Raw genomic sequence first — 25,152 nt, forward strand, 5'->3', positions numbered from 1 at the left:
TTCCCGCATGCGGGAAGAGCGACGGCTTGCAAATTACCTGGTGTACGCACAAGCTACCGTCGCCTACCAAGATGCGGGCGGTCGCGCCTGCTACGCTTGGCTCCGACAGGTGCTGTCAGTGATTGATCCGGACTTTTGCCCTCGCCGCGCGACGATCGCAGATCGGGCTTGGGGTGGCTGATTCAGCGAAATCCGCCTCCAGGCTCTCGTTCTGGCGCAATGACCTGTTCGGCGGCGCGCTGGCCAGCGTGCTGACCATTGCCTTCGGACTATCCTATTCGGTTCTGATCTTCGCCGGGCCGCTATTGCCCTTGCTGCCCTTCGGCGTTGCGGCGACCTTCATTTCCGCCGCGATCGCCGGGGCGATCGTGGCGATCGGCAGTTCGTTTCCGTTCGCCGTTGCCGGTCCCGACAGCTCGACCGCCGCGGTGACCGCTATCCTGGCCGCGACGCTGGTCGAACATCTGCTCGCCGCCGACCCCCATGCGGCGTTGCTCGGCCCGGTGCTCGTCACCTTGTCGGCCGCGGCGATCATCACCGGCGCCGTATTGTATGGGCTCGGCATCTCGCGGATGGGGCGTGCGATCCGCTACGTGCCCTATCCGGTAATCGGCGGATTCCTCGGCGCGACGGCCTGGCTGATTGTGTCGGGTGGCGTCCAGGTGGTCACCGGCCAGAGACTGCGGCTCGCCTCGCTCATGACGCTCCCCGACACCGCGACATGCACCCAGTTGCTGGCCGCCGGCGCCCTTGCGCTGACCATCTATCTGACCTGGCACCGCTCGCGCAATCCGCTGGCCTTGCCGGCCATCCTGGTCGCTGGCGTGGTCGCGGCTCATGTCGGATTTCTGATCGCCGGGATGACGGTCGCCGAGGCGCAGGCGATGGGCTGGACTTTCGCCTCGCCGCCGCGCGCCAGCCTGACCTTGCCGTGGACACTCATCGACGTTCGGCACTACCCCTGGCAGGCACTTCCGGCTATCGCCGGCAACCTGATGGCGGTGGCGTTCGTCACAGCCATCAGCACGCTGTTCAATACTACCGGCATCGAGGTGGCGACCTATCGTGAAGCCGACCTCGAACGCGAATTGAAGACCGCCGGCGCCGCCAACATGCTGGCTGGCGCGCTTGGCGGTTATGCCAGTTGCATCTCCATCAGCCGCTCGCTGCTCAACATCAGCGGCGGCGGCACCGGCCGCGTGTCCGGCCTGACCGTGGCCGCGGTCGCCACGCTGATGCTGGTGGTCGACCCGGCATTGCTCGGCTATATGCCGAAATTCGTGCTCGGCGGGCTGCTGATCTATCTCGGGGCCGAACAGTTGCACCGCTGGGTCATCGACTCGCGGCGCCGGCTGTCGTTGCTGGATTACCTGTCGCTGCTGGCGATCATCCTCATCATCGTGAAATGGGGGTTTGTCGCCGGCGTGCTGATCGGCGTGATCATCGGCTGCGCCACCTTTGCGCTCAGCGTATCAAAGGTCAGCTCGATCAAGTTCGGCTTCGACGGCTCGGAATATCGCAGTTCGCTGGACCGTTCGCTCGAAGACCAGCGCGCGCTCAACGCCCATGGCAGCGAAATCCAGGGTCTCAATCTGCAGAGCTATCTGTTTTTTGGCTCGGCCAACCGACTGTACCAGCACGTCAAGGCGCTGCTGGTGCGCCACCCCGCGTGCCGCTATCTGGTATTCGATTTTAATCAGGTCACCGGCATCGATTCTTCGGCCGCGCACAGTTTCATGCAGATCAAGCGCATCGCGCTGCAGCGCGGCCTGCGTATCGTGCTGGTCAACCTGCGGCCGGCGGCCGAGCGTAACCTGCGCACCGGCCTGTTCATCGATGACCAGGTCAGCATCATCGGCGAACTCGATCACGCACTGGAATGGTGCGAGAATGAGGTGATCGCCCGGCATCGCGGACTTGAGCAGGAGGAAGACGGGCTGCGCGAATGGTTCATCAAGATGCTGCGCACCTCGGAAGACGCCGAGCAGTTGGTGCGCCGCTGCGAGCGCGTCGAGGTGGCGGCCGGTGACATCGTGGTCCGGGCCGGCGACGCCGCGGATTCCATGCACTTTATTCTGGATGGCCGACTCGGCATCATGGTCCCGGCCGGCGACGGCCGGCTGACAAGGGTGCGCAGCCTTGGTCGCTATACGACGGTGGGCGAGATGGGGTTGGTAGCGCAGGCGCCGCGCAGCGCCACCATCCAGGCCGAGGTTGCCAGCGTCCTCTATCAGCTGCGCGTCGCGGCCTTCGACGATATCAAGGCCCATCATCCGGTACTGAGCCAGAAGCTGCTGACCTATTTCATCACCGTGATGGCGGAACGCCTCGCCTTCGCCAGCCGGACCATCGCGGTGCTGCGGAGGTAGCGTCTGCTTCCCGCTCCCGCAAGGGAGAGGGAAGCAAGCAAGAGACTGCCTCGATCAGATCCCCGACATCATGATGTATTTGATCTCGACATATTCCTCGATGCCATGATGCGAGCCTTCGCGGCCAAGGCCGGATTCCTTGACGCCGCCGAACGGGGCGACCTCGGTGGTGATCAGCCCGGTGTTGACGCCGACCATGCCGGATTCCAGAGCTTCGGCGACGCGCCAGACGCGACCGAGATCGCGCGAATAGAAGTACGACGCCAGCCCGAACGGCGAGGCGTTGCACAGCGCGATGACGTCAGCCTCGTCCTTGAAGCGGAACACCGGCGCCAGCGGACCAAAAGTTTCTTCCTGCGAGACCAGCGCATCCGGCTTAACATTCGCCAGTACCGTAGGCTCGAAGAAGGTGCCACCGAGCGCATGGCGCTTGCCGCCGGTGACGATGGTGGCGCCACCCTTCACCGCATCCGCGATGTGGCGCTCGACCTTCTCGACCGCCTTGAGATTGATGAGCGGCCCCTGGGTGATGCCAGCCTCGGTACCGTCGCCGATCTTCAGCGCCGCGACCTTCTTCGCCAGTTTTTCGACGAACGCATCATAGATGCCGTCCTGGGCGTAGAGCCGGTTGGCGCAGACGCAGGTCTGGCCCATGTTGCGATATTTCGACACCATCGCGCCGTCGACAGCGGCATCGATATCGGCATCGTCGAACACGATGAACGGCGCATTGCCGCCAAGCTCCAGCCCGAGCCGTTTCACGCCGACCGCGGCCTGTTTGTAGAGAATCTTGCCGACCGCGGTGGAGCCGGTGAAGCCGACGAAGCGCACCGCCGGATGTTCGCACAGCACCAGGCCGATCTCGGAGGCATCGCCGGTGACGATGTTGAGCACCCCCTTCGGCACGCCGGCGCGCTCGGCCAGTTCGGCCAGCGCCAGCGCCGAGAACGGCGTCTCGTTGGCCGGCTTGATCACCACGGTGCAACCAGCAGCCAGCGCCGGCGAGACTTTTCGCGTGATCATCGAATTCGGGAAATTCCACGGCGTGATCGCGCCGCAGACGCCGATCGGCTGCTTGATCGCCAGCAGCCGCGCATCCGCGCGCTGCGTCGGGATCGTCTCGCCATAGACCCGGCGGGCTTCCTCGGCGAAGAATTCGATATAGGCCGCGCCGATATCGACTTCGCCGAGCGCCTCGGCCAGCGGCTTGCCCTGTTCGGTGGTCAGGATCAGCGCCAGATCCTCGCGGTTGGCGATAATCAGTTCGAACCATTTGCGCAGGATGTTGGAGCGCTGCTTGGCGGTGAATTTGGCCCACAGCGGAAATGCACGCTGGGCGGCTTCCACCGCCAGCGTGGCTTCCCTGGTACCCATGTTCGGCACCCGGCCGAGCTCGACCTCGTTGACGGGATTGGTCACCGGGGTGGCGCCCGTTCCGGTCCAGGCGCCGTCGATATAAGCCTGCTCGCGCAACAGCGAGGGATCCTTCAGGCGGTCGCGCAGGGAGGGGGCGGAAGCTTGACGCGCAGCGGCGGCGGTCGGGGTCATGGGCGTTTTCCTCGGCAAGGGTCGCGAATTAAGATCGCCACCTTGTAGAGGAGTATAGGCCGGAATGCGCGGCCGCGCAGCGTATGGCAGCTATCGCCGGGCGGCGTTACGCCGCGCCGCGCAGATAGGTCTCGCGCCGGTCGATCATCCGCGCCGCCGCGATCCGGGCATTGGCGCGGGTGGTGGTCGCGAAGGTACGGTATTCCAGCTCCGGCAGCATCGCGCTGTCGCGCCGGCCAAACCACGAGATAAAGGATTTCGGCGGTGCCGAAATTTTCGCCAGCGCCTGCGCCAGATTGTCGGCGGCCGCGAAAGCGAACAGCGCGCCGGTCATGGCGTGGCGGACTTCAAATATTCCGGGTCCGATCGGCGCTTCGATCGTCTCGCCGCGGGACGCGCGGGGATAGTGCTTCCATTCGGTCCAGTTCGCGATCATCGTCCGTCTCCGCAACCCATGGCTGCATATTTTCATCAGTAACAGCGTCGCCCGCAGGCCCGAATGCCGACGAGTTTTGAACACCCCCACGCAGGAATCGTTCCGCCCGTTTGCCGCAGGTGCGAGGCGATTTGCGCATGGTTAAGTTCGAGGTGTGAGCGAGCCGTTTCGCAACAGCCGCGTTTCCAATCTCGCCGGGGCCACGGGCGATGCCACCGCAATAGGTCGGAAATACGGCCCGTCAGGTTCAAGCGATCAGGACCTGTTGATGATCCCGCTTGCCGGCGCCGGCTGCGCGGCGGAACATCCGGCATCGACCCCCATGAGACGGAGCCCGCGATGCGAAACCAGATCGAACCGAAGCTGCGACAGGCCTGCGACAGCGGCGCGGTGCCCGGCGCGGTCGCCATGGTCGCGACCGGAACCGAGGTGATCTACCAGAGCGCGTTCGGTCGCCGCGATTTGTCGAAGCCCGATGCGATGACCACCGACAGCGTATTCTGGCTGGCGTCGATGACCAAGGCGATCACCGCCGCCGCCGCGATGCAGCTGGTCGAGCAAGGCAAGCTCACGCTCGACGGGCCGATCGGCGCGGTGCTGCCCGACCTCGCCGCGATCCAGGTGCTGGAAGGCTTTGCCGCCGACGGCACCCCGAAGCTGCGGCCGGCGCGCAATCCGATCACGCTGCGCCACCTGCTCAGTCACACCGCCGGCTTCTGTTACGACATGTGGAATGGCGACATGGTGCGCTATCTGCGGACCACCGGCACGCCGGGTTTCCGCACCGGGCTCAAGGCGGCGCTGCAAGTACCGGTCATGAGCGATCCCGGCACCCGCTGGGAATATGGCACCAATCTCGATTTCGCCGGCAGGGCAGTGGAAGAAGCCAGCGGTATCCGGCTCGACACCTATATGCGCGATCATATTCTGGCGCCGCTCGGCATGGTGGATACCGCGTTCCGGATCGGCCCGTCGCAGCGGCAACGGCTGGTCGGCATGCACAGCCGCGGCACCGATGGCACGCTCACCCCGATCGCTTTCGAGATCGGACAGGACCCGGAATTCCACGCCGGCGGCGGCGGGCTGTACGGCACTGCTCCGGATTATATCAGGTTCACCCAGATGATCCTGAACAAGGGCAGCGGCAACGGCCATCAGGTGCTGCGACCCGAAACCGTCGCGACGATGGGACAGAACCACATCGGGGAATTGTCGATGACCAAGATGACCTCGGCCATTGCCACCGCCAGCAACGATGTCGACCTCTATCCGGGCATGGAGAAAAAATACGGCCTCAGCTTCATGATCAATACCGAGCGCAGCCCGGAGGGCCGCGGCGCCGGCAGCCTGGCCTGGGCCGGGCTCGCCAACACCTATTACTGGATCGATCCGGCGCGCGACATCACCGGCGTGATCCTGATGCAGGTGCTGCCGTTCGTCGATCCGGCCTGTATCGAGGTGTTTTCGGCATTCGAACGCGGGGTCTATGCGGCGCTGGATGAGTCATCGCGGGCGGCGTGAGGCGCTCCGCCGACAAGTGGCGCGTCGTGTTCCCCGGACGCGATGCGATACGAAGTATCGCTTCGCGAGCCGGGGTCCCGGTTTTCGCAGCGACCGGGATCCCGGCTCTGCGCAGCGGCATGAAGAATGCCGCGGCGCGTCCGGGACACAAATGCTTACACCGGCAATCCGTGCTGTTTCGCCAGATCCTTCAGCGACGCCTGCGGACGCGCGCCGATGTGCTGGATGATTTCGGCGGCGGCCAGCGCACCGAGCTTGCCGCAAGCGGTGTGATCGGCGGATCGCACCAGCCCGAACAGGAAGCCGGCGGCGAACAGATCACCGGCGCCGGTGGTGTCGACCAGCCTGTCGATCGGGAACGCCGGCACCGCGACCACATTATCCTTCGACGCCACGACGCAGCCCTTTTCGGAGCGGGTCACGACGCCGAGCTTGACGTCATGACGCAGCGCCGTCAGCGCGGCGTCGTAATCGGTCTCATACAGCGAGGTCAGTTCGGCCTCATTGGCGAAGATCAGGTCGACGGTGCCCGAGCGCATCAGTTCGAGAAACTCGCTGCGATAACGACCGACGCAAAAAGCATCCGACAGCGTCAGCGCCACCTGGCGGCCGGCGCCATGCGCGATCGTCGAGGCCTTCACGAAAGCCTCCTTGGCGCTGGCGGGATCCCACAGATACCCCTCCAGATAGACGATGGCGGAGGCCGCCACCGCGTCGGCGTCGATGTCGGCCGGTGTCAGATCCTGCGCGGCGCCGAGATAGGTGTTCATGGTGCGCTCGCCATCCGGCGTCACCAGGATGTAGGAGCAGCCGGTGGCCGGGCCGCTCGCCGCGGGCACCGTGTCGAAGGCAACGCCGGCGGCGCGGATATCGTGGGTGTAGAACTCGCCGATCTTGTCGTTCTTGACCTTGCCGATATAGGCGGCGCGGGCGCCGAAGCCTGCGAGGCCGACAATGGTGTTGGCGGCCGAACCGCCGGACATTTCCGTCGCCGGTCCCATCGCCTGATAGATCGCCAGCGCGCGCGCCTCGTCGATCAGCGCCATGCCGCCCTTGCTCATCTCATGGGTGGCGAGAAACGTGTCGTCGGCCTGCACCAGCACGTCGAAAATGGCGTTGCCGATTCCGAGCACGTCGTATTTGGTTGAGGTCATCAAGAATATCCGGTTGCGGCAATTGCGGTGGGGCGGGAATTCCGGTCCAGTCTCGACGATGGGCCGGCACCATGAGGTGTCGCGGCCTATCATGATCAGACCTGCCCAAGCAATCGTCATTCCGGGGCGCGGGCGACGCCAGCCGCGCGCGAACCCGGAATGACACCGTACTCGAGTATCCGATGATCCGCCCTCTCCTTACTGTCGCATCCGGCACGCTGGCATCAAGACTGCTCGGTTTCGCCCGCGATGCCATGGTGGCGGCGCTGCTCGGCGCCGGTCCGGTCGCCGATGCGTTCCTGGTCGCGTTCCAGCTGGTCAATGTGATCCGGCGGCTGCTCACCGAAGGCGCCCTGAACGCCGCGCTGATCCCGGCCTGGCTCAGGGTCCGCACCGGGCAAGGCCCGGCGGCCGCCTCGGCCTTCGCCGGTCGCGTGCTCGGCACCGTCAGCGGCGCGCTGATCGTGGTCACGCTGCTGATCGGCTTCGCGATGCCGGTGCTGATCGCGCTGCTGGCGCCGGGTTTTGTCGGCCGGGCGACGCTCGACCTCGCGGTCGACGACGCGCGGCTGATGCTGCCCTATCTCGCCTTTGCGGGCCCGGTCACGGTGATGATGGGGCTGCTCAATGCGCAACAGCGTTTTGCGCTGACCGCCTTCTCGCCACTGCTGTTCAACCTCGCGCTGATCGGCGTGATGATCGCGCTGCTGTGGCAGCCGCGAGACGCCGCGACCGCCGCGCTGGCGCTGGCCGCCACCGTCGGCGTAGCCGGATTGTTACAATTACTGATCCTGGTGCTTCGCCGCGACGGCGAGAATTTTGCCACGCCGCTGCGCATGTCGTTCGACGCGGAGATGCGCCGCTTCTTCCGCAAGGCGATTCCCGGCATGATCGCCAGTTCCGGGCCGCAGCTGCTGATCGTGGCCGGCGCCATCATCGCCTCCACTTCGCCGTCGGTCGTGTCGTGGCTGTACTTCGCCAACCGCCTGATCGAATTGCCGCTCGGCATTGTCGGTACCGCGATGGGCACCGTGCTGGTGCCGGAACTGACCCGCGCGGTACGCGCCGATGATCGCGCCGCCATCGTGCAGGCGGAATCACGCGGGCTCGAACTCGCCATCGGCCTCGCGCTGCCCGCCACGCTCGGGCTGATCATCCTCAGCCATCCGATCGTGCGCTTGCTGTTCGAACACGGCGCCTTCACCGCTGCCGACACCGTTGCCACCGCGCAGGCGCTGGCCTGGCTGGCGCTTGGCTTGCCGGCCCATGTGCTGGTGAAAGCGCTGTCGCCGGCGTTTTTCGCCCGCGACGACACGCTGACGCCGCTATGGGCGACGCTGGCGGGACTCGCGGTGGCGATCGCCGCGGCGCTGGCGCTCGGCCGCTTCGGCGCCTCCGGCATCGCCGCTTCGATCGCGCTCGCGGCCTGGATCGGCGCGTTAATACTGGTCGTGCGCAACATCGCGATCTTCGGTTTTTCGCTCGACCACGACGCACGCCGTCGGCTGCCGCGCATCGTGGCGGCGGCGCTGGCGATGGGCTCGCTGCTCTGGCTGAAGGCGCATGTCCTGCTGCCCTGGGCGGCGCCGGCGCATGCTCTGGCGCAGGCCGCCTGGCTCGGCGTGATGATCGCCGGCGCGGCGCTCATTTACGCGGCGCTGCTGGCGCTGTCGGGCGTCGTCACCCCGGCCGATGCGATCCGGGCGGTCAGGCGGTCCCGCGCCGGCGACTTGCGCGCCTAGCCCCCGCATGGCAAGGGACGCGGCTGGCGCCGAGTCCACATCGGCGCGCATGTGGGAACAGAATAATGGCCATTACCGAACGGGTTTTTTCAGGCGTCCAGCCGACCGGCAATCTGCACCTCGGCAACTACCTTGGCGCCATCGTCAACTTCGTCAAACTGCAGCAGACGCATAATTGTCTTTATTGCGTCGTCGACATGCACGCCATCACCGTTCCCGTCACCGTCTGGGGCGGCCCCGACGAACTCCGCCGCAACACCCGCGAAGTCACCGCGGCCTTTATTGCCTCCGGCATCGATCCGAAGACGCAGATCATCTTCAACCAGAGCCAGGTTTCCGGCCACGCCGAACTGGCCTGGATCTTCAATTGCGTCGCCCGGCTCGGCTGGTTGAACCGCATGACCCAGTTCAAGGAAAAGGCCGGCAAGGACCGCGAGAACGCGTCGGTCGGTCTGTACGACTATCCGGTGCTGATGGCGGCGGATATCCTGCTGTACCGCGCCACCCATGTGCCGGTCGGCGAGGACCAGAAGCAGCATCTCGAACTGTGCCGCGACATCGCGCAAAAGTTCAACAACGACTTCTCGGCGTCGATCGCGGCGCAGGGCCATGACGGCAACTATTTCCCGATGCCGGAGCCGGTGACCACGGGACCTGCGACTCGGGTGATGAGCCTGCGCGACGGCACCAAGAAGATGTCGAAGTCGGACGCGTCGGACAATTCACGCATCAACCTCACCGACGACGCCGACACCATCGCGCAGAAGATTCGCCGCGCCAAGACCGATCCGGAGCCGTTGCCCTCGGAAGAAGAAGGCCTCAAGCCGCGCCCCGAGGCCGACAATCTGGTCGGCATCTATGCTGCGCTGTCGGACCGGCCGAAGGCCGACGTGCTCCGCGAATTCGGCGGCGCGCAGTTCTCTGGCTTCAAGACCAGCCTGGCCGATCTCGCGGTGGAAAAACTGGCGCCGATCGCCGCCGAGATGAAGCGGCTGACCGCCGATCCGGCTTACGTGGATTCGGTGCTGATCGACGGCGGCGAGCGCGCCCACGCCATCGCCACCGAGACCATCAACGCGGTAAAGGACATCGTCGGCATGGTGCGCAAGCGCTAATTTTACCGGCAGCTCCATCGCTTTGCCACAATCGGCCCAGCGCAATTGGGCGGTGCGTCGCGCTTGTCGGATGCGGCCGCGGCGTGGCAGCATGACGCATCCGCCGACCCCGGGAACTGCATGAGCACCCAGCGACGAAGTTACGAAACCGGCCACAAGCCGAAATGCCTCGTCCTGGTCGATGACAGCGAGGAGTGGGACCGCGCGGTGTATTACGCCAGCCGCTGGGCGATCCGGGTCGGCGGCGGCGTGGTGATGCTGCGCGTGATCGAGACCGAGGACCGCAACCAGCAATGGCTCGGCGTCGCCGACATCATGCGCGCCGAGGCCGAGGAAGGCGCCAATGCGGCGCTCGACCGCGCCGCCGGCCGCGCCAACGGCCTCGCCGCCATCACTCCCGAGCGCGTGATCCGCGAGGGCGACCCCACCGAACAGATCCTCGACGTGATCGACAAGGACGTCGACATCGCGATGCTGGTGCTGGCGGCCTCCGCCGGCGCCGAAGGCCCCGGCCCGATCATCGCGATGATGGCCAAGCTGGTCGGATCGTTCCCGATCCCGGTCACCATCGTGCCCGGCGGCCTGACCGATCTGGAGATCGACGCGCTGTCATAGACCATCGCTGTCATTCCGGGGCGCGGACCTCAGCCACTCCGATTGGAGTGGCGGGGAATCCCGAATTGGGACGATGAACATGCCGGGGTTCCGGGTTCGCTCGCACTTTCGTGCTCTCGCCCCGGATCGACAGACGACTCGCCTTGATCGTGCGTTTTGCATCGCCATCTGCTAGGGATCACTCACGCGCCGGCCTTGAACCGGCGACGCAGGAGAGACCGATGTTCATCCAGACCGAAGCCACCCCCAATCCCGCTACCCTGAAATTCATTCCCGGGCGTGACGTGCTCGATTCCGGCACCATGGAATTCACCTCGCGCGACGCCGCCGTGAAGTCGCCACTAGCCGAAAAGCTGTTCGGCGTGCCCGGCGTCACCAGCGTGTTCTACGGTTCCGACTTCGTCACCGTGACCAAGGACGACAGCGACTGGCAGCACATGAAGCCGGCGATCCTCGGCGCCATCATGGAACACTACATGTCCGGCGCGCCGCTAATGGCCGATGGCAGCGTCAAGGGTGACGTGATCTCCGACGACGAGGAAGAGTTCTTCGAGGCCGGCGACGCCGAGACGGTCGACATCATCAAGGACCTGATCGAGACCCGGGTTCGCCCGGCGGTGGCCGCCGATGGCGGCGACATTACCTTCCGCGGCTTCAAGGAAGGCATTGTCTACCTCAACATGAAGGGCTCCTGCGCCGGCTGCCCGTCCTCGACCGCGACGCTGCAGCACGGCATCCAGAACCTGCTGAAGCATTTCGTGCCGGAAGTGGTCGAAGTCCGCCCGATGTAAGACCGACGGACGCGCAGTTGCGTTTCCCGGACGCGCCGCGGCGCCCTTGCGCCGCTGCGCAGAGCCGGGATCCCGGTTTTATCGCCTGACCGGGACCCCGGATCAGCAGCGCACCACGCTTCAAGAGCAGCGCGCTGCGCAGCGTCCGGGGAACAATCCTGGCATGTCTGCCGGACTCGTTGTCCGGGCATGGGCCGCGCTTACGCCGCCGCCATGCCGGCCGCTTCGGCGGCCGCGCGCCGCATGCTGGACGACATTTCACCGGTCACCTTGCTCTGCTCCTCGACCGCCTCGGCGGTCGCGGTGACGTATTCGCTGACGCTCTGCATTTCCTGCTTGATGGCCCGCAGCGCGTTCAGCACGTCACTGGAAATACCGTTGAGGCTGCCGATCTCGCTGGCGATCTTGTCGGTCGCCTGCTTGGCCTGGTTGGCGAGATTCTTCACCTCCGACGCCACCACCGCGAAACCGCGACCGGCCTCTCCCGCGCGCGCCGATTCGATCGTCGCATTGAGCGCCAGCAGGTTGATCTGACCGGTGATGTTGCCGATCAGTTCGACGATGCCGCTCATCGCCTGCGCCGCGAGACTGAGCCGTTGCGCCTGGCTGTCGGCCAGTTCGACCTTGCCCACCGCCGACAGCGCCGTGTCCTTGGATTTGATCATCGCATCGGAAATTTCCCGCACCGAGGAGTTCAACTGCTCGGCGCCGGCAGAGACGCTCCCCATCATCGCCCGCACGCGCTCGTTCTGCATCCGCGTCACCACCTGCGCGGTGATGTCGGTGGCGTATTTCACCACCTTGAATGGCTTGCCGTTGAGATCGAGAATCGGATTATAGGAGGCCTGGATCCAGACCTGCTTGCCGCCCTTGCCGACGCGCTGAAATTCCCGCGCCTGATATTCACCGCGATTGAGCGCGGCCCAGAATTCGCGATAGTCGGCGCCGTCGCGCTCATTCGGCAGCACGAACATACTGTGCTGCTTGCCCTGGATTTCCGGCAGCGAATAGCCGATCACGGCGAGGAAATTCGGGTTGGCGGTGAGTACCTTGCCATCCATGCCGAACTCGATCACCGCCAGCGACTTGCCGATGGCATCGAGCTGGCCTGAATAATTGGCATTGCGAAGTTTCTGCTCGGTGACGTCGGTGGCGAATTTCACCACCTTGAGCGGCTTGCCTTCGTCGTCGAGGATCGGATTGTAGGTGGCGAGAATCCAGACCGGCTTGCCGCCCTTGCCGCTGCGCTTGTATTCGCCGGACTGGTATTCGCCACGACCGAGACTTGCCCAGAACGCCTGATAGGCGGTGCTGTCGCGCGTCGAAGGCTCGAGGAACAGGCTGTGATGTTTGCCCTGGATCTCCGCCAGCGTGTAGCCCATCGTGTCGAGGAACTTCTGGTTGGCGGTGATGATCGTGCCGTCGAGATTGAACTCGATGACGGCCTGCGAGCGACCGATCGCCTCGATCTTGCCGGCGTCTTCCAGGCTGCGCCGCTTCTGCGCGGTGACATCGCTGACGAATTTGATGACCTTGAGCGGCTTGCCGCTGGCATCAAGGATCGGATTGTAGGAGCCCTGGATCCAGACCTCCCGGCCGTTCTTGCCGACCCGCTTGAATTCGCCCGACGTGTACTCGCCGCGGTTCAGCGACGCCCACAAATTGCGATAGGGCGCGCTGTCGCGCGTGCCCGCGCGCACGAACATACTGTGATGCTTGCCCTGGATCTCCGCCAGCGTGTAGCCCATCGCCTTGAGAAACTTATCGTTGGCGGTGAGGATGGTGCCGTCCATATTGAACTCGATGACGGCTTGCGATTTGTTGATTGCCATGGCCTGGGCCAGCGCATCACGCGCCGCCAAACTGCTCCACCATCCCGTCATTGAAATATCTCTTCTTGATCTGTTAGTCGGACTAGCAACTTAAATTCGGCGAGGCTGCGATTTAAAATCAGACGCGGATCGTTTCGGAGACCGCGTTCATAATTACCTATAGGTAAAAAATATTGATTAAAATTCTGTACATATAAAATACGGAAGCGCGCGGAAACATATGTCGTATTTCCGACGGTCATCGACCGAGCCTGCTAGCCGACTTTTGCTCGACTGTGGTAGGCTCCATCATGTTCATCCTTGCCATTGATACCGCCCTCGACGCCTGCGCCGCCGGCGTGCTCGACACCCGCAGCAGCCAACTCATCGCGCATGAGTCACAGCCCATGAAGCGCGGCCATGCCGAGGCGCTGATGCCGCTGCTGGCACGAATCATGGAATCGTCCGGCATCGGCTTCGCGGCGCTCGATCGGATCGCCGTGACCACCGGTCCCGGCAGCTTCACCGGCCTGCGCGTCGGGCTGTCCGCGGCGCGCGGCATCGGCCTTGCCGCCGACCGGCCGGTCGTCGGCGTCACCACGCTGGCCGCCTACGCGGCGCCGCTGGTCAGCGAGAATGGCGACCACCCGATCATCTCCGCCGTCGATGCCCGTCACGACCATATCTATTTCCAGGTCGTCAGCGGCGACGGCACGTCGCTGGTGCCACCGCGGGTCATCGCGATCGACGAGGCGCTCGACGCCGCCCGGTTCGGCGCGCCGCGTCTGGTGGGCAACGCCGCCGGGATTCTGGCCGCGCGATGGCCCGCCGACGCCGCGCCACCGCGGCTGATCGATCCGCAGCCGGCCCCGGAGATTTCCTGGGTGGCGTGGCTTGGCGCCGCGGTCGATCCGGCGGTCGCGCTGGCGCGGCCGTATTATTTGCGCGCGCCCGACGCCAAACCGCGGAACAACGCGCTGCCGCATGCGGCGCAGCCGATCTCATGATCGGCTGGCTCTCGCGCCTGTTCGGCCGCGGCACCGCGGTGGTCGAGCCGGCCACGCCGCGTGACGCATGGCGACTGGCCCAGTTGCACGCCGCGTCGTTTCACCGCGGCTGGGGCGAAGCCGAGTTCGAGCAGATGCTGCGCGAAAACAACACGCTGGTGCACCGGCTGCGGCTGCGTCGCGCCATCATCGGCTTCGCGGTATCGCGGATCGCCGCCGACGAGGCCGAAATCCTGTCGATCGCGGTGGCGCCCGGCCAGCGCGGACGCGGCCTGTCGCGCGAGCTGTTTCTGACCCATCTCGGCCACCTCGCCGGCCGCGGCGTTCGCACCGTGTTTCTCGAAGTGGAAGAAAACAACGCGCCGGCGCGACGATTGTACGACCGCGCCGGATTTGCCGTCGCCGGGCGTCGCGAGCGCTATTACAAGGAGGCCGATGGCGTCGAATTGAATGCGCTGGTGATGCGGCGCGACTTGTCCTGACCGTCCCGCGGTGGCAAAAGGAGGCTCGCGAACGGATACCTAACGATGACTGCCTTCAAATCAACGCCTGCGCTCAAGGACACCGGAATCGAGGCGCGCTGCGCCGCGACCGGCATGCGCATGACCGAGCAGCGCCGCGTCATCGCCCGTGTGCTGGCCGACGCGCTGGACCATCCCGACGTCGAGGAGCTGTACCGCCGCTGCATCGCCGTCGACGACAAGATCTCGATTTCGACGGTGTACCGCACGGTCAAACTGTTCGAGGACGCCGGCATCATCGAGCGGCACGATTTTCGCGAGGGCCGCGCCCGTTACGAGCAGATGCGCGACAGCCACCATGATCATCTGATCAATTTGCGCGACGGCACCGTGATCGAATTTACCTCCGAGGAAATCGAGAAGCTGCAGGCCGAAGTCGCCGCACGGCTCGGCTATAAGCTCGTCGATCACCGGCTGGAGCTGTATTGCGTGCCGCTCGACGACGACAAAGCGACCTGACCGTGATGTACGAGACAGGCTCTATCTCTCCTCGTCATTACGAGGAACCCTTGCGACGAAGCAATCCAGTTCTTCCTTTTGACCGTCTGGATTGCCGCGTCGCTTCGCTCCTCGCAATGATGGCTGATGGCTCGGCGAGTCACCCACGATGACGGCCTTCGATCTCGTCATCTTCGATTGCGACGGCGTGCTGGTCGACAGCGAGGCACTGGCCTGCGTCGTCCATGCCGAGGTGCTGACCGCGCACGGCTATGAAATATCGGCCGAACAGGTCCACCAGCGTTTCCTCGGCCGTTCGTCGCGCGAGGCGCGAGCCGAGATCGAGACCGAGATGGGCCGGGCGCTGCCCGACGAATATACTGCGGCATTGAAAGCGACCATCGACCACGTGTTCGACGCGCAATTGCAGCCCGTGCCGCATATCGCCGACGCGCTGGCGCGCATCGCGCAACGCGTCTGCGTGGCATCGTCCGGCACGCCGACGCGGATTCGCAGCAGCCTCGCCACCACCGGCCTGATCGAAGGCTTCGGGCCGCATCTGTTTTCCGCCAGCCAGGTCACGAATGGCAAGCCGGCGCCGGACCTGTTCCTGTTTGCCGCGGCCGAAATGGGCGTGCCGCCGGCGCGTTGCGTGGTGATCGAGGACAGCGTTCCCGGCGTCACCGGCGCCGCGGCCGCCGGCATGACGGTGTTCGGCTTTCACGGCGGCGCGCATTGCCATCCCGCCAGCGCTGCCGAGCTGCGGGCCGCCGGCGCGACCCTGACCTTCAACGACATGCGGCAATTGCCGGGACTGGTCACGCAAGGCGCCGTCCGAAGCCCGCTTCTCTCCACCTAACTGCTTGAGATCGCTTGTTGTTCGTTGAGATGCTGGATTTTTCGGGTGTGAGTCTATAACTGATCCCTGCGCAGCACGCGCCTTTTACCGACATTCAGGTTCCATGACCGAGCCGCGCAAGCTGCATATCAAGTCCTACGGCTGCCAGATGAACGTCTACGATGCCCAGCGCATGGTCGACACGTTGGCTCCCGAGGGGTTCGTCGAGACCTCCCGCGTCGATGACGCCGACCTCGTCATCCTCAACACCTGCCACATCCGCGAAAAGGCTTCGGAAAAAGTCTATTCCGAGCTCGGCCGGCTGCGCGTCGCCAAGGACGCCGCCGCCCTCACCGGACGCCAGATGAACATCGTGGTCGCCGGCTGCGTGGCGCAGGCCGAGGGCAACGAGATCATCCGCCGCGCGCCGGTGGTCGACGTCGTGGTCGGGCCGCAGAGCTACCATCACCTGCCGCAACTGCTGGCACAGGCGAAGGCCGGCGGCCGGGCGCTGGAGACCGAATTCCCGATTCTGGACAAGTTCGGCTTCCTGCCGCCGCCAAAACCCGCCGCGATCCGCGCCCGCGGCATTTCCTCCTTCGTCACCGTGCAGGAAGGCTGCGACAAGTTCTGCACTTTTTGCGTGGTGCCCTACACGCGCGGTTCCGAAGTCTCGCGTCCCGTTGCAAAAATCATCGATGATGTGAAACGCCTCGCCGACAATGGCGTGCGCGAGATCACGCTGATCGGCCAGAACGTCAACGGCTATCACGGCGACGGCCCCGACGGCCGGCCATGGGCGCTCGGCACGCTGCTGACGCGACTGGCGGAAATTCCCGGCATCGTCCGGCTGCGCTATTCCACCAGCCATCCGCGCGATGTCGAGGACACGCTGATCGAGGCGCATCGCGATGTGCCGGCGGTGATGCCCTATGTGCACCTGCCGGTGCAGTCGGGTTCCGACCGCATTCTCGGCCTGATGAACCGGAAACATACCGCAAAAGATTATCTGGAAGTCATCGAGCGTTTTCGCGGCGCCCGCCAAGACATTGCTTTTACGTCGGATTTCATCGTCGGCTTCCCTGGCGAAAGCGAGCAGGATTTCGCCGCGACACTCGCGCTCGTCACACAAATCGGTTACGCTAGCGCCTATTCGTTCAAGTATTCGCCGCGCCCGGGAACGCCGGCGGCGGATCTGCGGGAGACGGTGTCAGCGACAGTCATGGATGAGCGCTTGGTGCGACTTCAGCAACTGATCGACAACCAGCAATCGGCCTTCAACGCGGCCATGATTGGCTCAACCGTCGACGTGCTGTTCGAACGCGCGGCGCGAAACCCCGGCCAGATCGTTGGCCGTACCCCATGGCTGCAGCCGGCTCATGTGATGGCCTCCGACGCCATTATCGGCCAGGTGCTGCCCGTCACCATGACCAGCCTCGAGCGCTACAGCCTGCTCGGCAACCTCACCAAGCCTTCACTTTCGACGCCTTCCATCGCCGCATTGCCGTCCGTTCCTTCTCACACCACGGGAGCCTGAATACTTGGCCAAAAGCGCATCGGATTCGCCTTCGCTCGCTGCCCGCAAACTTGAAGTCCAGTCCCAGCCGGAGACGCAGGTCGTCATCGATTTCGATGACAACCGCGCCGCCTCGGCCCTGGTCGGCCCCTACGGCCAGAACCTGGCGCTGGTCGAACGAAGGCTCAATGTCGTCGTCGACTCCCGCGGCAACCACATCACGTTGACCGGCACCCGCGAGGCCACCGACGCCGCGCGCCGGGTGCTCGAGACGCTGTATGCGCAGGCGGTGCAGGGCCAGGATCTGGCGCCCGGCGACGTCGAGGGCGTGATCCGCGCCACGCTGGCGCAGGGCACGCTATTTCCGTTCGACCCCAAGGCGGCCAAGACCTCGACCTTCGAGACCATCAATCTGCGCAAGCGCCCGGTGCGCGCCCGCACCGCCGCGCAGGACACCTATATCCGCGCGCTGAAGAGCAGCGAGCTGGTGTTCGGCATCGGCCCCGCCGGTACCGGCAAGACCTGGCTCGCGGTGGCGCAGGCCGCCGCTCTGTTCGAGCGCAAGGAAGTCGACCGCAACATCCTGTCGCGTCCGGCGGTGGAAGCCGGCGAACGGCTCGGCTTCCTGCCCGGCGACATGCGCGAGAAAGTCGATCCCTATCTGCGCCCGATCTATGACGCGCTGTACGATTTGATGGATTCGCGGATCGTGGAGCGCGCGCTGCAGACCGGCGAGATCGAGATCGCGCCACTCGCCTTCATGCGCGGCCGCACGCTGACCAATGCCGCGATCATCCTCGACGAGGCGCAGAACACCACGTCGATGCAGATGAAGATGTTTCTGACCCGGCTCGGCGAAAACAGCCGCATGATCATCACCGGCGACCCTACCCAGGTCGACCTGCCGAACGGCCAGACCTCGGGCCTGGCCGAAGCCGCGCGGCTGCTCGATGGCGTGCAGGGCATTGCCCAGGTCAAATTCTCCGCCGAAGACGTAATCCGCCACGAATTGGTGGCGCGGATCGTCGCCGCCTATGAGGGATTGCCGCAAAAGCCGGCCACCCCCAAATCCTGATGCACACACCCCACGCCGACGGCGAGCCCCCCGGGCTCGCCCGCGAAAGAAGTTTTCGACCGATGACCATGAATGCGCTGCCCGCCACCGAAGTCCTGATCGTGGCCGATTGCTGGAATGCCGAGGCTGACGCCGAGGCGGTGATCTTTCGCGCCATCGAGGCCGCCGCCGCGATGGTCGATGCCGATACCGGCGACGCCGAACTGGCGATCATGCTGACCGACGATTCCGGCATCCGCACCCTGAACCAGAACTGGCGCGGCATCGACAAGGCCACCAACGTGCTGTCGTTCCCGGCGCTGCAGCCGCCCGAGGGCGCACACGAGCCCGACGACGCGCCGCGCATGCTTGGCGACATCGCCATCGCCTACGAGACCACCCGCCGCGAGGCTGCCGAGGAGGAAAAGAGCTTTTCCAACCACCTCAGCCATCTCGCGATCCACGGTTTCCTGCATCTGGTCGGCTACGACCATGAGAAGGATGGCGAGGCCGAGGCGATGGAAGCGCTGGAGCGCGAAATCCTCGCTCAGCTCGGCATCGCCGATCCCTATGCCGATCAGGATCGGGTGATCTAACATGCCCGACAGCGACAGTAGCTACGACGACACCAAGACCATCACCAACCTGCCGGCGGTGATCCACCAGGGCGAGGTAATGCGTCCCTCGGCCGAGAGCTGGCTGACCCGTGCGATCCGTTCGCTGTTCGGCTGGAAGCCCGGCTCGGTGCGCGACGATTTGCAGGTGGTGCTCGACGCCTCGCAGCCGGACGAGACCGGCTTCTCCACCATCGAGCGCACCATGCTGCGCAACATTCTCGGCCTGCACGAGCGCCGCATCGCCGACGTCATGGTGCATCGCGCCGACATCGTCGCGGTGAAGCAGGACATCCCGCTCGGCGAATTGATGAGCCTGTTCGAGAGCGCCGCGCATTCGCGGCTGGTGGTCTACAACGAGACCCTCGACGATCCCGTCGGCATCGTCCACATCCGCGACCTGCTCGCCTTCATGACCGAGAAGGCGCGCGCCGTCGTGCCCAGCGCCGCCAAGCGCAAAAAGGCGCTGCCGGCCGGGATGGATCTGCGCTCGATCGACCTGACCCAGACCGTCTTCGAAACCGGCATCATCCGCAAGCTGCTGTATGTGCCGCCATCGATGCGCGCGATCGACCTGCTGGCGCAGATGCAGGCCGCGCGGATTCATCTGGCGCTGGTGGTCGACGAATATGGCGGCACCGACGGCCTCGTCTCGATCGAGGACATCGTCGAGCAGATCGTCGGCGAGATCGACGACGAGCATGATAGCGACGAGCCGCCCTCGATCGTCAAGCAGGGCGATTCCTTCATCGCCGATGCCCGCGCCAGCCTGGAAGACGTCCGCGCCATGATCGGCGAGCAATTCGTTACCGGCGAGGCCGGCGAGGAAGTCGAAACCCTCGGCGGTTACCTGGTCACCCATGTCGGCCGGCTGCCGGTGCGCGGCGAAGTGATCTCCGGCCCCGGCATTTTCGAGATCGAAGTGCTCGATGCCGATCCGCGCCGCGTCAAGCGGCTGCGGATCGGGCCGCGCAAGGAGCGCCCGGTGCCGCGCCCGCGCGAGGCGCGTGAGGCGCGCCGTCGCGACGTCGCCCCGGAGACCGGCGCGCTGCAGGCCAACGACAACACCAACCCGCCCGCGTCCGGCGACGGGACCCATTCGCAGTGACGATTTACGGACTGCGCAACATCGCCCTCCCCATCATCCTGGCCTGGGGCTGGAAGCGCGCCGGCATCGCGCTGCTCGCCGGCGCGGTGTCATCGCTGGCGATGGCGCCGTTCAATGCCTGGCCGGTGCTGTTCATCACCTTTCCCGTCGTGGTGTGGCTGATCGACGGCGCCACCGCCGGCAAGATGCGGGGCGTTCCCGCCGCGGCGATGGCCGGCTGGTGGTTCGGCTTCGGTTACTTCGTGCCCGGCCTGTACTGGATCGGCTACGCCTTCCTGGTCGACGCGCAGACCTTCGCCTGGCTGCTGCCCGCGGCGGTCGCCGGCCTGCCGGCCTATCTCGCACTGTTCACCGCGGCCGGCTTCGCGCTGGCGCGATTCATGTGGACCAAGGATTATTCGCGCGTGCTGACGCTCGCGGCCTGCCTCACCATCGCCGAGTGGCTGCGCGGCCATGTGCTGACCGGCTTTCCCTGGAATACATTTGGCTACGCCCTCACCGAGCCGCTGGCGCTGGCGCAGAGCGCCGCGCTGGTCGGGCTGTGGGGCCTGACCTTTGTCACGGTGGCGATCTTCGCCGCGCCGGCGGTGCTGATCGACGGCCGCTCGCGCACGCAGCGGCCCTGGCTCGCCGCGGCGCTGGCCATCGCGCTGCTGGTGGCGATGGGCGGCTACGGCATGATCCGGCTGGCGCGCTCGCCGACACAACTGGTCGCCGGGGTGAAGCTGCGCATCATGCAGCCGAACCTGCGGCAGGATGTGCGCTTCAACTACGCCGCCAAGGCCGACGTGATGAAGAAATATCTCGCGCTGTCGGACCGCGCGACCGGGCCGCAATCCACCGGCGTCGGCGCGGCGACGATTCTGATCTGGCCGGAATCCGCCTTCCCGTTCTTCCTGTCGCGCGAGCCCGACGCGATGGCGCAGATCGCTGACCTGCTGCCCAAGGGCACCGTGCTGGTCACCGGCGCGGTGCGGCCGCCCGATCTGCCGCCCGGCTCGAAGGTCACGCGGGCCTATAATTCGGTCTTTGTCATCGACCATGACGGCACCATCCTGTCGGTCTACGACAAGCTGCATCTGGTGCCGTTCGGCGAGTATCTGCCGTTCCAGAACCTGATGGAGAAGCTCGGCTTCCAGCAGCTCACCAAGCAGACCGGCGGCTTCATCCCGGGCGACCGGCGCCGTACCCTGGAGATTCCCAACACACCACGGATGCTGCCGCTGATCTGCTACGAGGCGATTTTCCCGGGCGACATCACCACGTCGGGCGACCGTCCGGGCTGGATCGTCAATCTCACCAATGACGGCTGGTTCGGCATCTCGACCGGGCCCTATCAACACCTGCAGCAGAGTCGCGTTCGCGCCATCGAGCAAGGCCTGCCGCTGGTTCGCGCGGCGAACACCGGCATCTCCGCGGTCGTCGATCCGGTCGGCCGCATCACGGCGCGGCTGGAGCTTGGCGCCGAAGGCGTCCTCGACGCCGGGTTGCCCGCCGCGATCGCGCCCACTTTTTACGCACGCGTCGGCGACGTTCCCGCGGCGGTCATCGTCGCTTTCGCGCTGATCCTCGCGATGCGACGGCGCTCGGCGAAGCCGATCTGAATCAATTGCCGCCAGTCCGGAATCTCGGCCGTTCGCGTAGCGAACAACCCAGCGCCGTCACCGTGAATTCGCCGCCATTTAATCACTTTTTAAGCTAGCTTTATCAGTTGGTTTTCCCAGGGAATGAGAAAACAACAGCAAGTCGATACAAAATTACCACTAGGAAAATTAGTCTGGTTGAGTGAATTGATTACGCTCCTTTGGCGTTGCTAATATCAATTGTTAGTAGCGATCGGATCGGGGCAAACGATCCGATATCATTAGAGTAATCCAGGAGTATTTAGAGATGTCGACCAAAGCGCCCAATCCTGTTGACAAATATGTCGGCAGTCGCGTGCGCATGCGGCGCATCATGCTGGGTATGAGTCAGGAGAAACTTGGCGAAGCGCTAGGTCTGACTTTCCAGCAGGTGCAGAAGTACGAGAAGGGAACCAACCGCGTCGGCGCAAGCCGGCTACAGCAAATTTCAGAAATTTTGCAAGTACCCGTTTCATTTCTGTTCGAGGGTGGCCCAGGCGCCATTCTTCACGCCGATGGCTTCGCTGAAGCCGCATCGCCCGCCTATGTTTCCGATTTCCTTGCTACCTCCGAAGGCCTCGCACTGACCCGCGCATTCACACGGATCAACGATGCCAAACTTCGTCGCAGCATCGTCGACATGGTCGAGCAGATCGCCGCGCGCGAGGCTCCCGACCAACGCTAGACGCGACGGCAATCGACGGTAGCGCCATCGCACGCGGTGGCGTTGCCGCCGTTTCGGCTGTATCAACACGCGTCATGAATACAGCAATTTCCAATTCCGATGATCGCGACGCGGATTTCGCGCCAGCGATTCCGCTCGACCAGCAACATGCCGAAACGGATGGCGTCTCCGAGCCCGACGGGTTCTACCGCGGCTCGTTCTTCGGCCGCCGCAAGGGCCACAAACTACGTCTGCATCAGGCCGACCTGTTCGGCACGCTGCTGCCGCGTCTTGCCCTCGACATCGCGGGTGCCGCGCCCGACGATCTGCGCACGCTGTTCGACCCCGCCGTCGATGCCGTCCGCGTCGAGATCGGATTCGGCGGCGGCGAACATCTGGTCGCCGAGGCGCTGGCGTTTCCGCATATCGGCTTCATCGGCTGCGAGCCCTATCTCAACGGCATGGCCAAGATCCTGACGCTGATCGAGGCCCATGGGCTCGGCAATGTCCGGCTGTATGCCGGCGACGCCGCCGAACTGCTGACCTGGGCGCCGCCGCGATCGCTGACGCGCATCGACCTGATCCACCCCGACCCCTGGCCGAAACGGCGACACTGGAAGCGACGCTTCGTGCAGGACGCCACCCTGGCCGCCATGGCGCGGGTGCTCGTGCCGGATGGCGAATTCCGCTTCGTGCACGACATTCCGGATTATGTGGCGTGGACGCTCTGGCACCTGGCGCGGTCGCCGGATTTTGCCTGGACCGCGGAGCGCGCCGCCGACTGGAGCCGGCCATGGCCGGACTACACCATGACGCGCTACGGCCGGAAGGCCGAACGCGAGGGCCGCAAGGCGGCGTATCTGATATCAAGAAAAGTCAGCGAAGCCCTGTAGCGCTTCTTCGCCTCGCCCGCCCGCGGCGAAGCCCGCCTACACCGGCACCGCCGCGTTCGGATCGCGGGTCTGCCAGAAGGTCAGTACACGCTGCGCCGTGGCCGGCACCAGCCGCTCGAAATTCTGCCGGGCCTCCTCGATGTCCGCCGCGGCGGGCGCGCGGTCGGGACCTAGCCGCAGCGCCATCAACGCACGTACCGTGGCCCAGGAAATGCCAATCGACCGTCCAAGCACCAGCATCGGATCGTCACGGTCCCCCTTCAGCAACTGGTCGATCGTCGCGATCCGGACGCCGGACATCGCAGCCAGCGCCGCCGCCGTCTCCTCATATTGATGCGCGCGGGCGAAGCGCAGCAGGGCGCCTTCATTTAACCCGTCGGTCTGGCTCAGCTTCGCCACGGAGCGCTGCGCGGCGGCGAAATCGCGCGTCAGCGCCAGATGCTGCGGCGCGCCGGAGATTTCCAGCAAGGCACGGTTGATGGCGGCGCGCTGATCCGGCCGGGAGAAATCGAACAGCCGGCGGCGCACCGTCTCGGCCGATTGCGACAGCAGCTCCTTGAGCTGGGCACCGGACAGATCGTCGCGCTGGCCGACCGCGACCGCGAGCACGCCGTCGTCGGTGGCGCGGCGGATCAGCCCGGTATAGCCAAGGCTGGAAAAGCTCGCCCCGGAATTGCCGGCGACGCGACGGATCACCTCGCGGTCGCCGCGGCGGACAATCACGTCGGTCACGCCGGCCGACACCACCGAGCGCTGTGCGATCGCCAGCAGATGCATCTGCCCCTTGACCTGGGCGACATCGACCAGCACCGCTTCGTCGACCTGCGGCGAATACCGCAGCAACGGCCCCGCGATCATGATCTCGTCGTCGCGCACCAGCATCGCCACCAGCTGCGGCGGCGCATTGCCCAGCGCCGACAGCCGTTCGGCCAGTTCGGTCCGGGATTCGACTTCGGTTTCGGGCACCAGGCTGGTCAGGATGCCATCGAACAGCGCGACGTGGGCCGGCTGGAATTGCGAAGCCCCCCGCAGAAACAGGTCGGAAATCTTCCGAACGGCGTCGCCACGGCGCTTCGGATCGCCGCTTCGGACGATCTCCTCAAGCTCGGGAATCAGCGAATTCGTCATTGCCATCAAAATTTACTCAACCGGGCCGGGCGGATAGGCCCGCTGACCTTAAGTACGGTTGGTGAAGGAAGGGTTATCCGGTAAGGCGGCCGGGCGGCCAAAAATCTTTGCCGGCGGCCTCGCGGGCCTTGCCGGACCGCCGAAAAACCGTTATATCCGCCGTAACTTATGGTTTCTCATACGAACGCGTTTGAGAGTGGGCCCCTCGGGACCCGCTCTTTTTTATTACCTGAACTGACCCTGGTCGGCGACCTGGCTGGGTTTGTCAGGGGCCACCTGGCCGGGCCGAAGCCCGACTTCAATACCCATCCGCCACACAGACCTGACCCGATATGACCGATCCGACCACCGATAAAGTGGATCTCGAACTGCTCTCCGAGCCGCGCCTGGTCATTGAACCGGGCGCCGCGGCGCGGGTGTCGGCGATTGCCGGCCCGGTGCTGCAGGGCATGGGCTACCGGCTGGTCAGGATCAAGATTTCAGGGGAATTCGGCTGCACCGTGCAGATCATGGCGGAACGGCCCGACGGATCGATGCAGATCGACGACTGTGAAGCGATCTCAAAGGCGCTGTCGCCGGTGCTCGACGTCGCCGATCCGATCGAGAAGGCCTATCGGCTGGAGATTTCGTCGCCGGGCATCGACCGC

Annotated in this window: 22 protein-coding genes and 1 pseudogene; 18 read left to right on the forward strand and 5 right to left on the reverse strand. The window is 65.1% G+C overall.

The genetic code is table 11. The features are described from left to right. The first annotated feature begins 173 nt into the window (after window positions 1–173). Entirely contained in the window at window positions 174–2,369 is a 2,196-nt protein-coding gene (locus Q0S16_RS20050) for a SulP family inorganic anion transporter (RefSeq protein WP_295852058.1), read from the forward strand. Window positions 2,370–2,423: 54 nt separating this feature from the next. On the opposite strand, the gene Q0S16_RS20055 is transcribed toward Q0S16_RS20050, so the two are convergent. Both Q0S16_RS20055 and Q0S16_RS20060 read right to left on the reverse strand, forming a co-directional pair. Then, the gene (locus Q0S16_RS20055; RefSeq protein WP_295852061.1) at window positions 2,424–3,917 is read right to left on the reverse strand and encodes an NAD-dependent succinate-semialdehyde dehydrogenase; all 1,494 of its coding nucleotides are present in this window, start codon (window positions 3,915–3,917) and stop codon (window positions 2,424–2,426) included. Between the two features lie 106 nt (window positions 3,918–4,023). After that, complete coding sequence (locus tag Q0S16_RS20060) at window positions 4,024–4,353, reverse strand: hypothetical protein (RefSeq protein WP_295852064.1); 330 nt, start codon at window positions 4,351–4,353, stop codon at window positions 4,024–4,026. A gap of 339 nt (window positions 4,354–4,692) precedes the next feature. Here Q0S16_RS20060 and Q0S16_RS20065 point away from each other — a divergent pair, with 339 nt between their 5' ends. Further along, complete coding sequence (locus Q0S16_RS20065) at window positions 4,693–5,874, forward strand: serine hydrolase domain-containing protein (RefSeq protein ID WP_295852065.1); 1,182 nt, start codon at window positions 4,693–4,695, stop codon at window positions 5,872–5,874. A gap of 155 nt (window positions 5,875–6,029) precedes the next feature. Here the strand turns inward: Q0S16_RS20065 and Q0S16_RS20070 are convergent, their stop codons facing one another. Further along, window positions 6,030–7,028 carry an adenosine kinase gene (locus Q0S16_RS20070; RefSeq protein ID WP_295852068.1) on the reverse strand — a complete coding sequence of 333 codons (999 nt, stop codon included), beginning with the start codon at window positions 7,026–7,028 and terminating at the stop codon, window positions 6,030–6,032. 182 nt (window positions 7,029–7,210) lie between these two features. On the opposite strand from Q0S16_RS20070, the gene murJ reads away from it, so the two are divergent. The 4 genes from murJ to Q0S16_RS20090 all read left to right on the forward strand — a co-directional run bounded on the left by murJ (window position 7,211) and on the right by Q0S16_RS20090 (window position 11,291). After that, window positions 7,211–8,770 (forward strand): murein biosynthesis integral membrane protein MurJ, encoded by a 1,560-nt coding sequence (gene murJ, locus Q0S16_RS20075; RefSeq protein ID WP_295852070.1) that lies wholly within the window; start codon window positions 7,211–7,213, stop codon window positions 8,768–8,770. Between the two features lie 65 nt (window positions 8,771–8,835). Further along, window positions 8,836–9,885 carry a tryptophan--tRNA ligase gene (gene trpS, locus Q0S16_RS20080; protein ID WP_295852072.1) on the forward strand — a complete coding sequence of 350 codons (1,050 nt, stop codon included), beginning with the start codon at window positions 8,836–8,838 and terminating at the stop codon, window positions 9,883–9,885. A 120-nt stretch (window positions 9,886–10,005) separates the two neighbouring features. Beyond that, the gene (locus Q0S16_RS20085; RefSeq protein ID WP_295852074.1) at window positions 10,006–10,500 is read left to right on the forward strand and encodes a universal stress protein; all 495 of its coding nucleotides are present in this window, start codon (window positions 10,006–10,008) and stop codon (window positions 10,498–10,500) included. Between the two features lie 221 nt (window positions 10,501–10,721). Then, on the forward strand, window positions 10,722–11,291 hold the full coding sequence (locus Q0S16_RS20090; RefSeq protein WP_295852075.1) for a NifU family protein: 570 nt from the start codon (window positions 10,722–10,724) through the stop codon (window positions 11,289–11,291). Window positions 11,292–11,491: 200 nt separating this feature from the next. On the opposite strand, the gene Q0S16_RS20095 is transcribed toward Q0S16_RS20090, so the two are convergent. Then, on the reverse strand, window positions 11,492–13,123 hold the full coding sequence (locus Q0S16_RS20095; RefSeq protein WP_295852078.1) for a PAS domain-containing methyl-accepting chemotaxis protein: 1,632 nt from the start codon (window positions 13,121–13,123) through the stop codon (window positions 11,492–11,494). A gap of 290 nt (window positions 13,124–13,413) precedes the next feature. Between Q0S16_RS20095 and tsaB the strand changes: the two genes are divergently transcribed. The 11 genes from tsaB (at window position 13,414) to Q0S16_RS20150 (ending at window position 23,377) form a co-directional block, all read left to right on the forward strand. Next, on the forward strand, window positions 13,414–14,109 hold the full coding sequence (gene tsaB, locus Q0S16_RS20100) for a tRNA (adenosine(37)-N6)-threonylcarbamoyltransferase complex dimerization subunit type 1 TsaB (protein ID WP_295852081.1): 696 nt from the start codon (window positions 13,414–13,416) through the stop codon (window positions 14,107–14,109). Further along, window positions 14,106–14,591: a ribosomal protein S18-alanine N-acetyltransferase gene (rimI, locus tag Q0S16_RS20105; RefSeq protein WP_295852085.1), complete on the forward strand. Its 486-nt coding sequence runs from the start codon at window positions 14,106–14,108 to the stop codon at window positions 14,589–14,591. Before tsaB ends, rimI begins: the two co-directional genes overlap by 4 nt. A 45-nt stretch (window positions 14,592–14,636) precedes the next feature. Continuing rightward, window positions 14,637–15,089, forward strand: a complete 453-nt coding sequence (locus tag Q0S16_RS20110) for a Fur family transcriptional regulator (RefSeq protein ID WP_295852087.1) — start codon at window positions 14,637–14,639, stop codon at window positions 15,087–15,089. Between the two features lie 148 nt (window positions 15,090–15,237). Beyond that, entirely contained in the window at window positions 15,238–15,927 is a 690-nt protein-coding gene (locus Q0S16_RS20115; protein WP_295852089.1) for an HAD family hydrolase, read from the forward strand. 103 nt (window positions 15,928–16,030) lie between these two features. After that, entirely contained in the window at window positions 16,031–17,443 is a 1,413-nt protein-coding gene (gene miaB / locus Q0S16_RS20120; RefSeq protein WP_295852091.1) for a tRNA (N6-isopentenyl adenosine(37)-C2)-methylthiotransferase MiaB, read from the forward strand. A 4-nt stretch (window positions 17,444–17,447) separates the two neighbouring features. Beyond that, the gene (locus Q0S16_RS20125) at window positions 17,448–18,497 is read left to right on the forward strand and encodes a PhoH family protein (RefSeq protein ID WP_295852093.1); all 1,050 of its coding nucleotides are present in this window, start codon (window positions 17,448–17,450) and stop codon (window positions 18,495–18,497) included. A 62-nt stretch (window positions 18,498–18,559) separates the two neighbouring features. Beyond that, window positions 18,560–19,072: an rRNA maturation RNase YbeY gene (gene ybeY, locus Q0S16_RS20130; protein WP_295852098.1), complete on the forward strand. Its 513-nt coding sequence runs from the start codon at window positions 18,560–18,562 to the stop codon at window positions 19,070–19,072. 1 nt (window position 19,073) lies between these two features. Beyond that, complete coding sequence (locus tag Q0S16_RS20135; protein WP_295852101.1) at window positions 19,074–20,198, forward strand: hemolysin family protein; 1,125 nt, start codon at window positions 19,074–19,076, stop codon at window positions 20,196–20,198. Next, the gene (lnt, locus tag Q0S16_RS20140) at window positions 20,195–21,802 is read left to right on the forward strand and encodes an apolipoprotein N-acyltransferase (protein ID WP_295852105.1); all 1,608 of its coding nucleotides are present in this window, start codon (window positions 20,195–20,197) and stop codon (window positions 21,800–21,802) included. The genes Q0S16_RS20135 and lnt overlap by 4 nt, the downstream gene beginning before the upstream one ends. Window positions 21,803–22,088: 286 nt before the next feature. Next, entirely contained in the window at window positions 22,089–22,505 is a 417-nt protein-coding gene (locus Q0S16_RS20145) for a helix-turn-helix transcriptional regulator (RefSeq protein ID WP_295852108.1), read from the forward strand. Window positions 22,506–22,579: 74 nt separating this feature from the next. Next, a complete protein-coding gene (locus Q0S16_RS20150; RefSeq protein WP_295852112.1) occupies window positions 22,580–23,377 on the forward strand; it encodes a tRNA (guanine(46)-N(7))-methyltransferase TrmB in 798 nt (265 codons plus the stop codon). 36 nt (window positions 23,378–23,413) lie between these two features. Here the strand turns inward: Q0S16_RS20150 and Q0S16_RS20155 are convergent, their stop codons facing one another. After that, window positions 23,414–24,511, reverse strand: a complete 1,098-nt coding sequence (locus tag Q0S16_RS20155) for a DUF2336 domain-containing protein (RefSeq protein WP_295852115.1) — start codon at window positions 24,509–24,511, stop codon at window positions 23,414–23,416. A 326-nt stretch (window positions 24,512–24,837) separates the two neighbouring features. On the opposite strand from Q0S16_RS20155, the pseudogene Q0S16_RS20160 reads away from it, so the two are divergent. Further along, window positions 24,838–25,152, forward strand: a pseudogene (locus Q0S16_RS20160) (ribosome maturation factor RimP); the annotation flags it as partial.

Origin of the sequence: Tardiphaga sp. (genome assembly GCF_025356345.1) — a bacterium.
In the GTDB taxonomy this organism is placed as follows: Bacteria; Pseudomonadota; Alphaproteobacteria; order Rhizobiales; family Xanthobacteraceae; genus Tardiphaga.

What these genes read in the sequence shown, in the direction of transcription:
- Q0S16_RS20055 (WP_295852061.1), bottom strand. Translation starts at nt 3,917, where the DNA reads ATGACCCCGACCGCCGCCGCTGCGCGTCAAGCTTCCGCCCCCTCCCTG.
- Q0S16_RS20060 (WP_295852064.1), bottom strand. Translation starts at nt 4,353, where the DNA reads ATGATCGCGAACTGGACCGAATGGAAGCACTATCCCCGCGCGTCCCGC.
- Q0S16_RS20065 (WP_295852065.1), top strand. Translation starts at nt 4,693, where the DNA reads ATGCGAAACCAGATCGAACCGAAGCTGCGACAGGCCTGCGACAGCGGC.
- Q0S16_RS20070 (WP_295852068.1), bottom strand. Translation starts at nt 7,028, where the DNA reads ATGACCTCAACCAAATACGACGTGCTCGGAATCGGCAACGCCATTTTC.
- murJ (WP_295852070.1), top strand. Translation starts at nt 7,211, where the DNA reads ATGATCCGCCCTCTCCTTACTGTCGCATCCGGCACGCTGGCATCAAGA.
- trpS (WP_295852072.1), top strand. Translation starts at nt 8,836, where the DNA reads ATGGCCATTACCGAACGGGTTTTTTCAGGCGTCCAGCCGACCGGCAAT.
- Q0S16_RS20085 (WP_295852074.1), top strand. Translation starts at nt 10,006, where the DNA reads ATGAGCACCCAGCGACGAAGTTACGAAACCGGCCACAAGCCGAAATGC.
- Q0S16_RS20090 (WP_295852075.1), top strand. Translation starts at nt 10,722, where the DNA reads ATGTTCATCCAGACCGAAGCCACCCCCAATCCCGCTACCCTGAAATTC.
- Q0S16_RS20095 (WP_295852078.1), bottom strand. Translation starts at nt 13,123, where the DNA reads ATGGCAATCAACAAATCGCAAGCCGTCATCGAGTTCAATATGGACGGC.
- tsaB (WP_295852081.1), top strand. Translation starts at nt 13,414, where the DNA reads ATGTTCATCCTTGCCATTGATACCGCCCTCGACGCCTGCGCCGCCGGC.
- rimI (WP_295852085.1), top strand. Translation starts at nt 14,106, where the DNA reads ATGATCGGCTGGCTCTCGCGCCTGTTCGGCCGCGGCACCGCGGTGGTC.
- Q0S16_RS20110 (WP_295852087.1), top strand. Translation starts at nt 14,637, where the DNA reads ATGACTGCCTTCAAATCAACGCCTGCGCTCAAGGACACCGGAATCGAG.
- Q0S16_RS20115 (WP_295852089.1), top strand. Translation starts at nt 15,238, where the DNA reads ATGACGGCCTTCGATCTCGTCATCTTCGATTGCGACGGCGTGCTGGTC.
- miaB (WP_295852091.1), top strand. Translation starts at nt 16,031, where the DNA reads ATGACCGAGCCGCGCAAGCTGCATATCAAGTCCTACGGCTGCCAGATG.
- ybeY (WP_295852098.1), top strand. Translation starts at nt 18,560, where the DNA reads ATGACCATGAATGCGCTGCCCGCCACCGAAGTCCTGATCGTGGCCGAT.
- Q0S16_RS20135 (WP_295852101.1), top strand. Translation starts at nt 19,074, where the DNA reads ATGCCCGACAGCGACAGTAGCTACGACGACACCAAGACCATCACCAAC.
- Q0S16_RS20145 (WP_295852108.1), top strand. Translation starts at nt 22,089, where the DNA reads ATGTCGACCAAAGCGCCCAATCCTGTTGACAAATATGTCGGCAGTCGC.
- Q0S16_RS20150 (WP_295852112.1), top strand. Translation starts at nt 22,580, where the DNA reads ATGAATACAGCAATTTCCAATTCCGATGATCGCGACGCGGATTTCGCG.
- Q0S16_RS20155 (WP_295852115.1), bottom strand. Translation starts at nt 24,511, where the DNA reads ATGGCAATGACGAATTCGCTGATTCCCGAGCTTGAGGAGATCGTCCGA.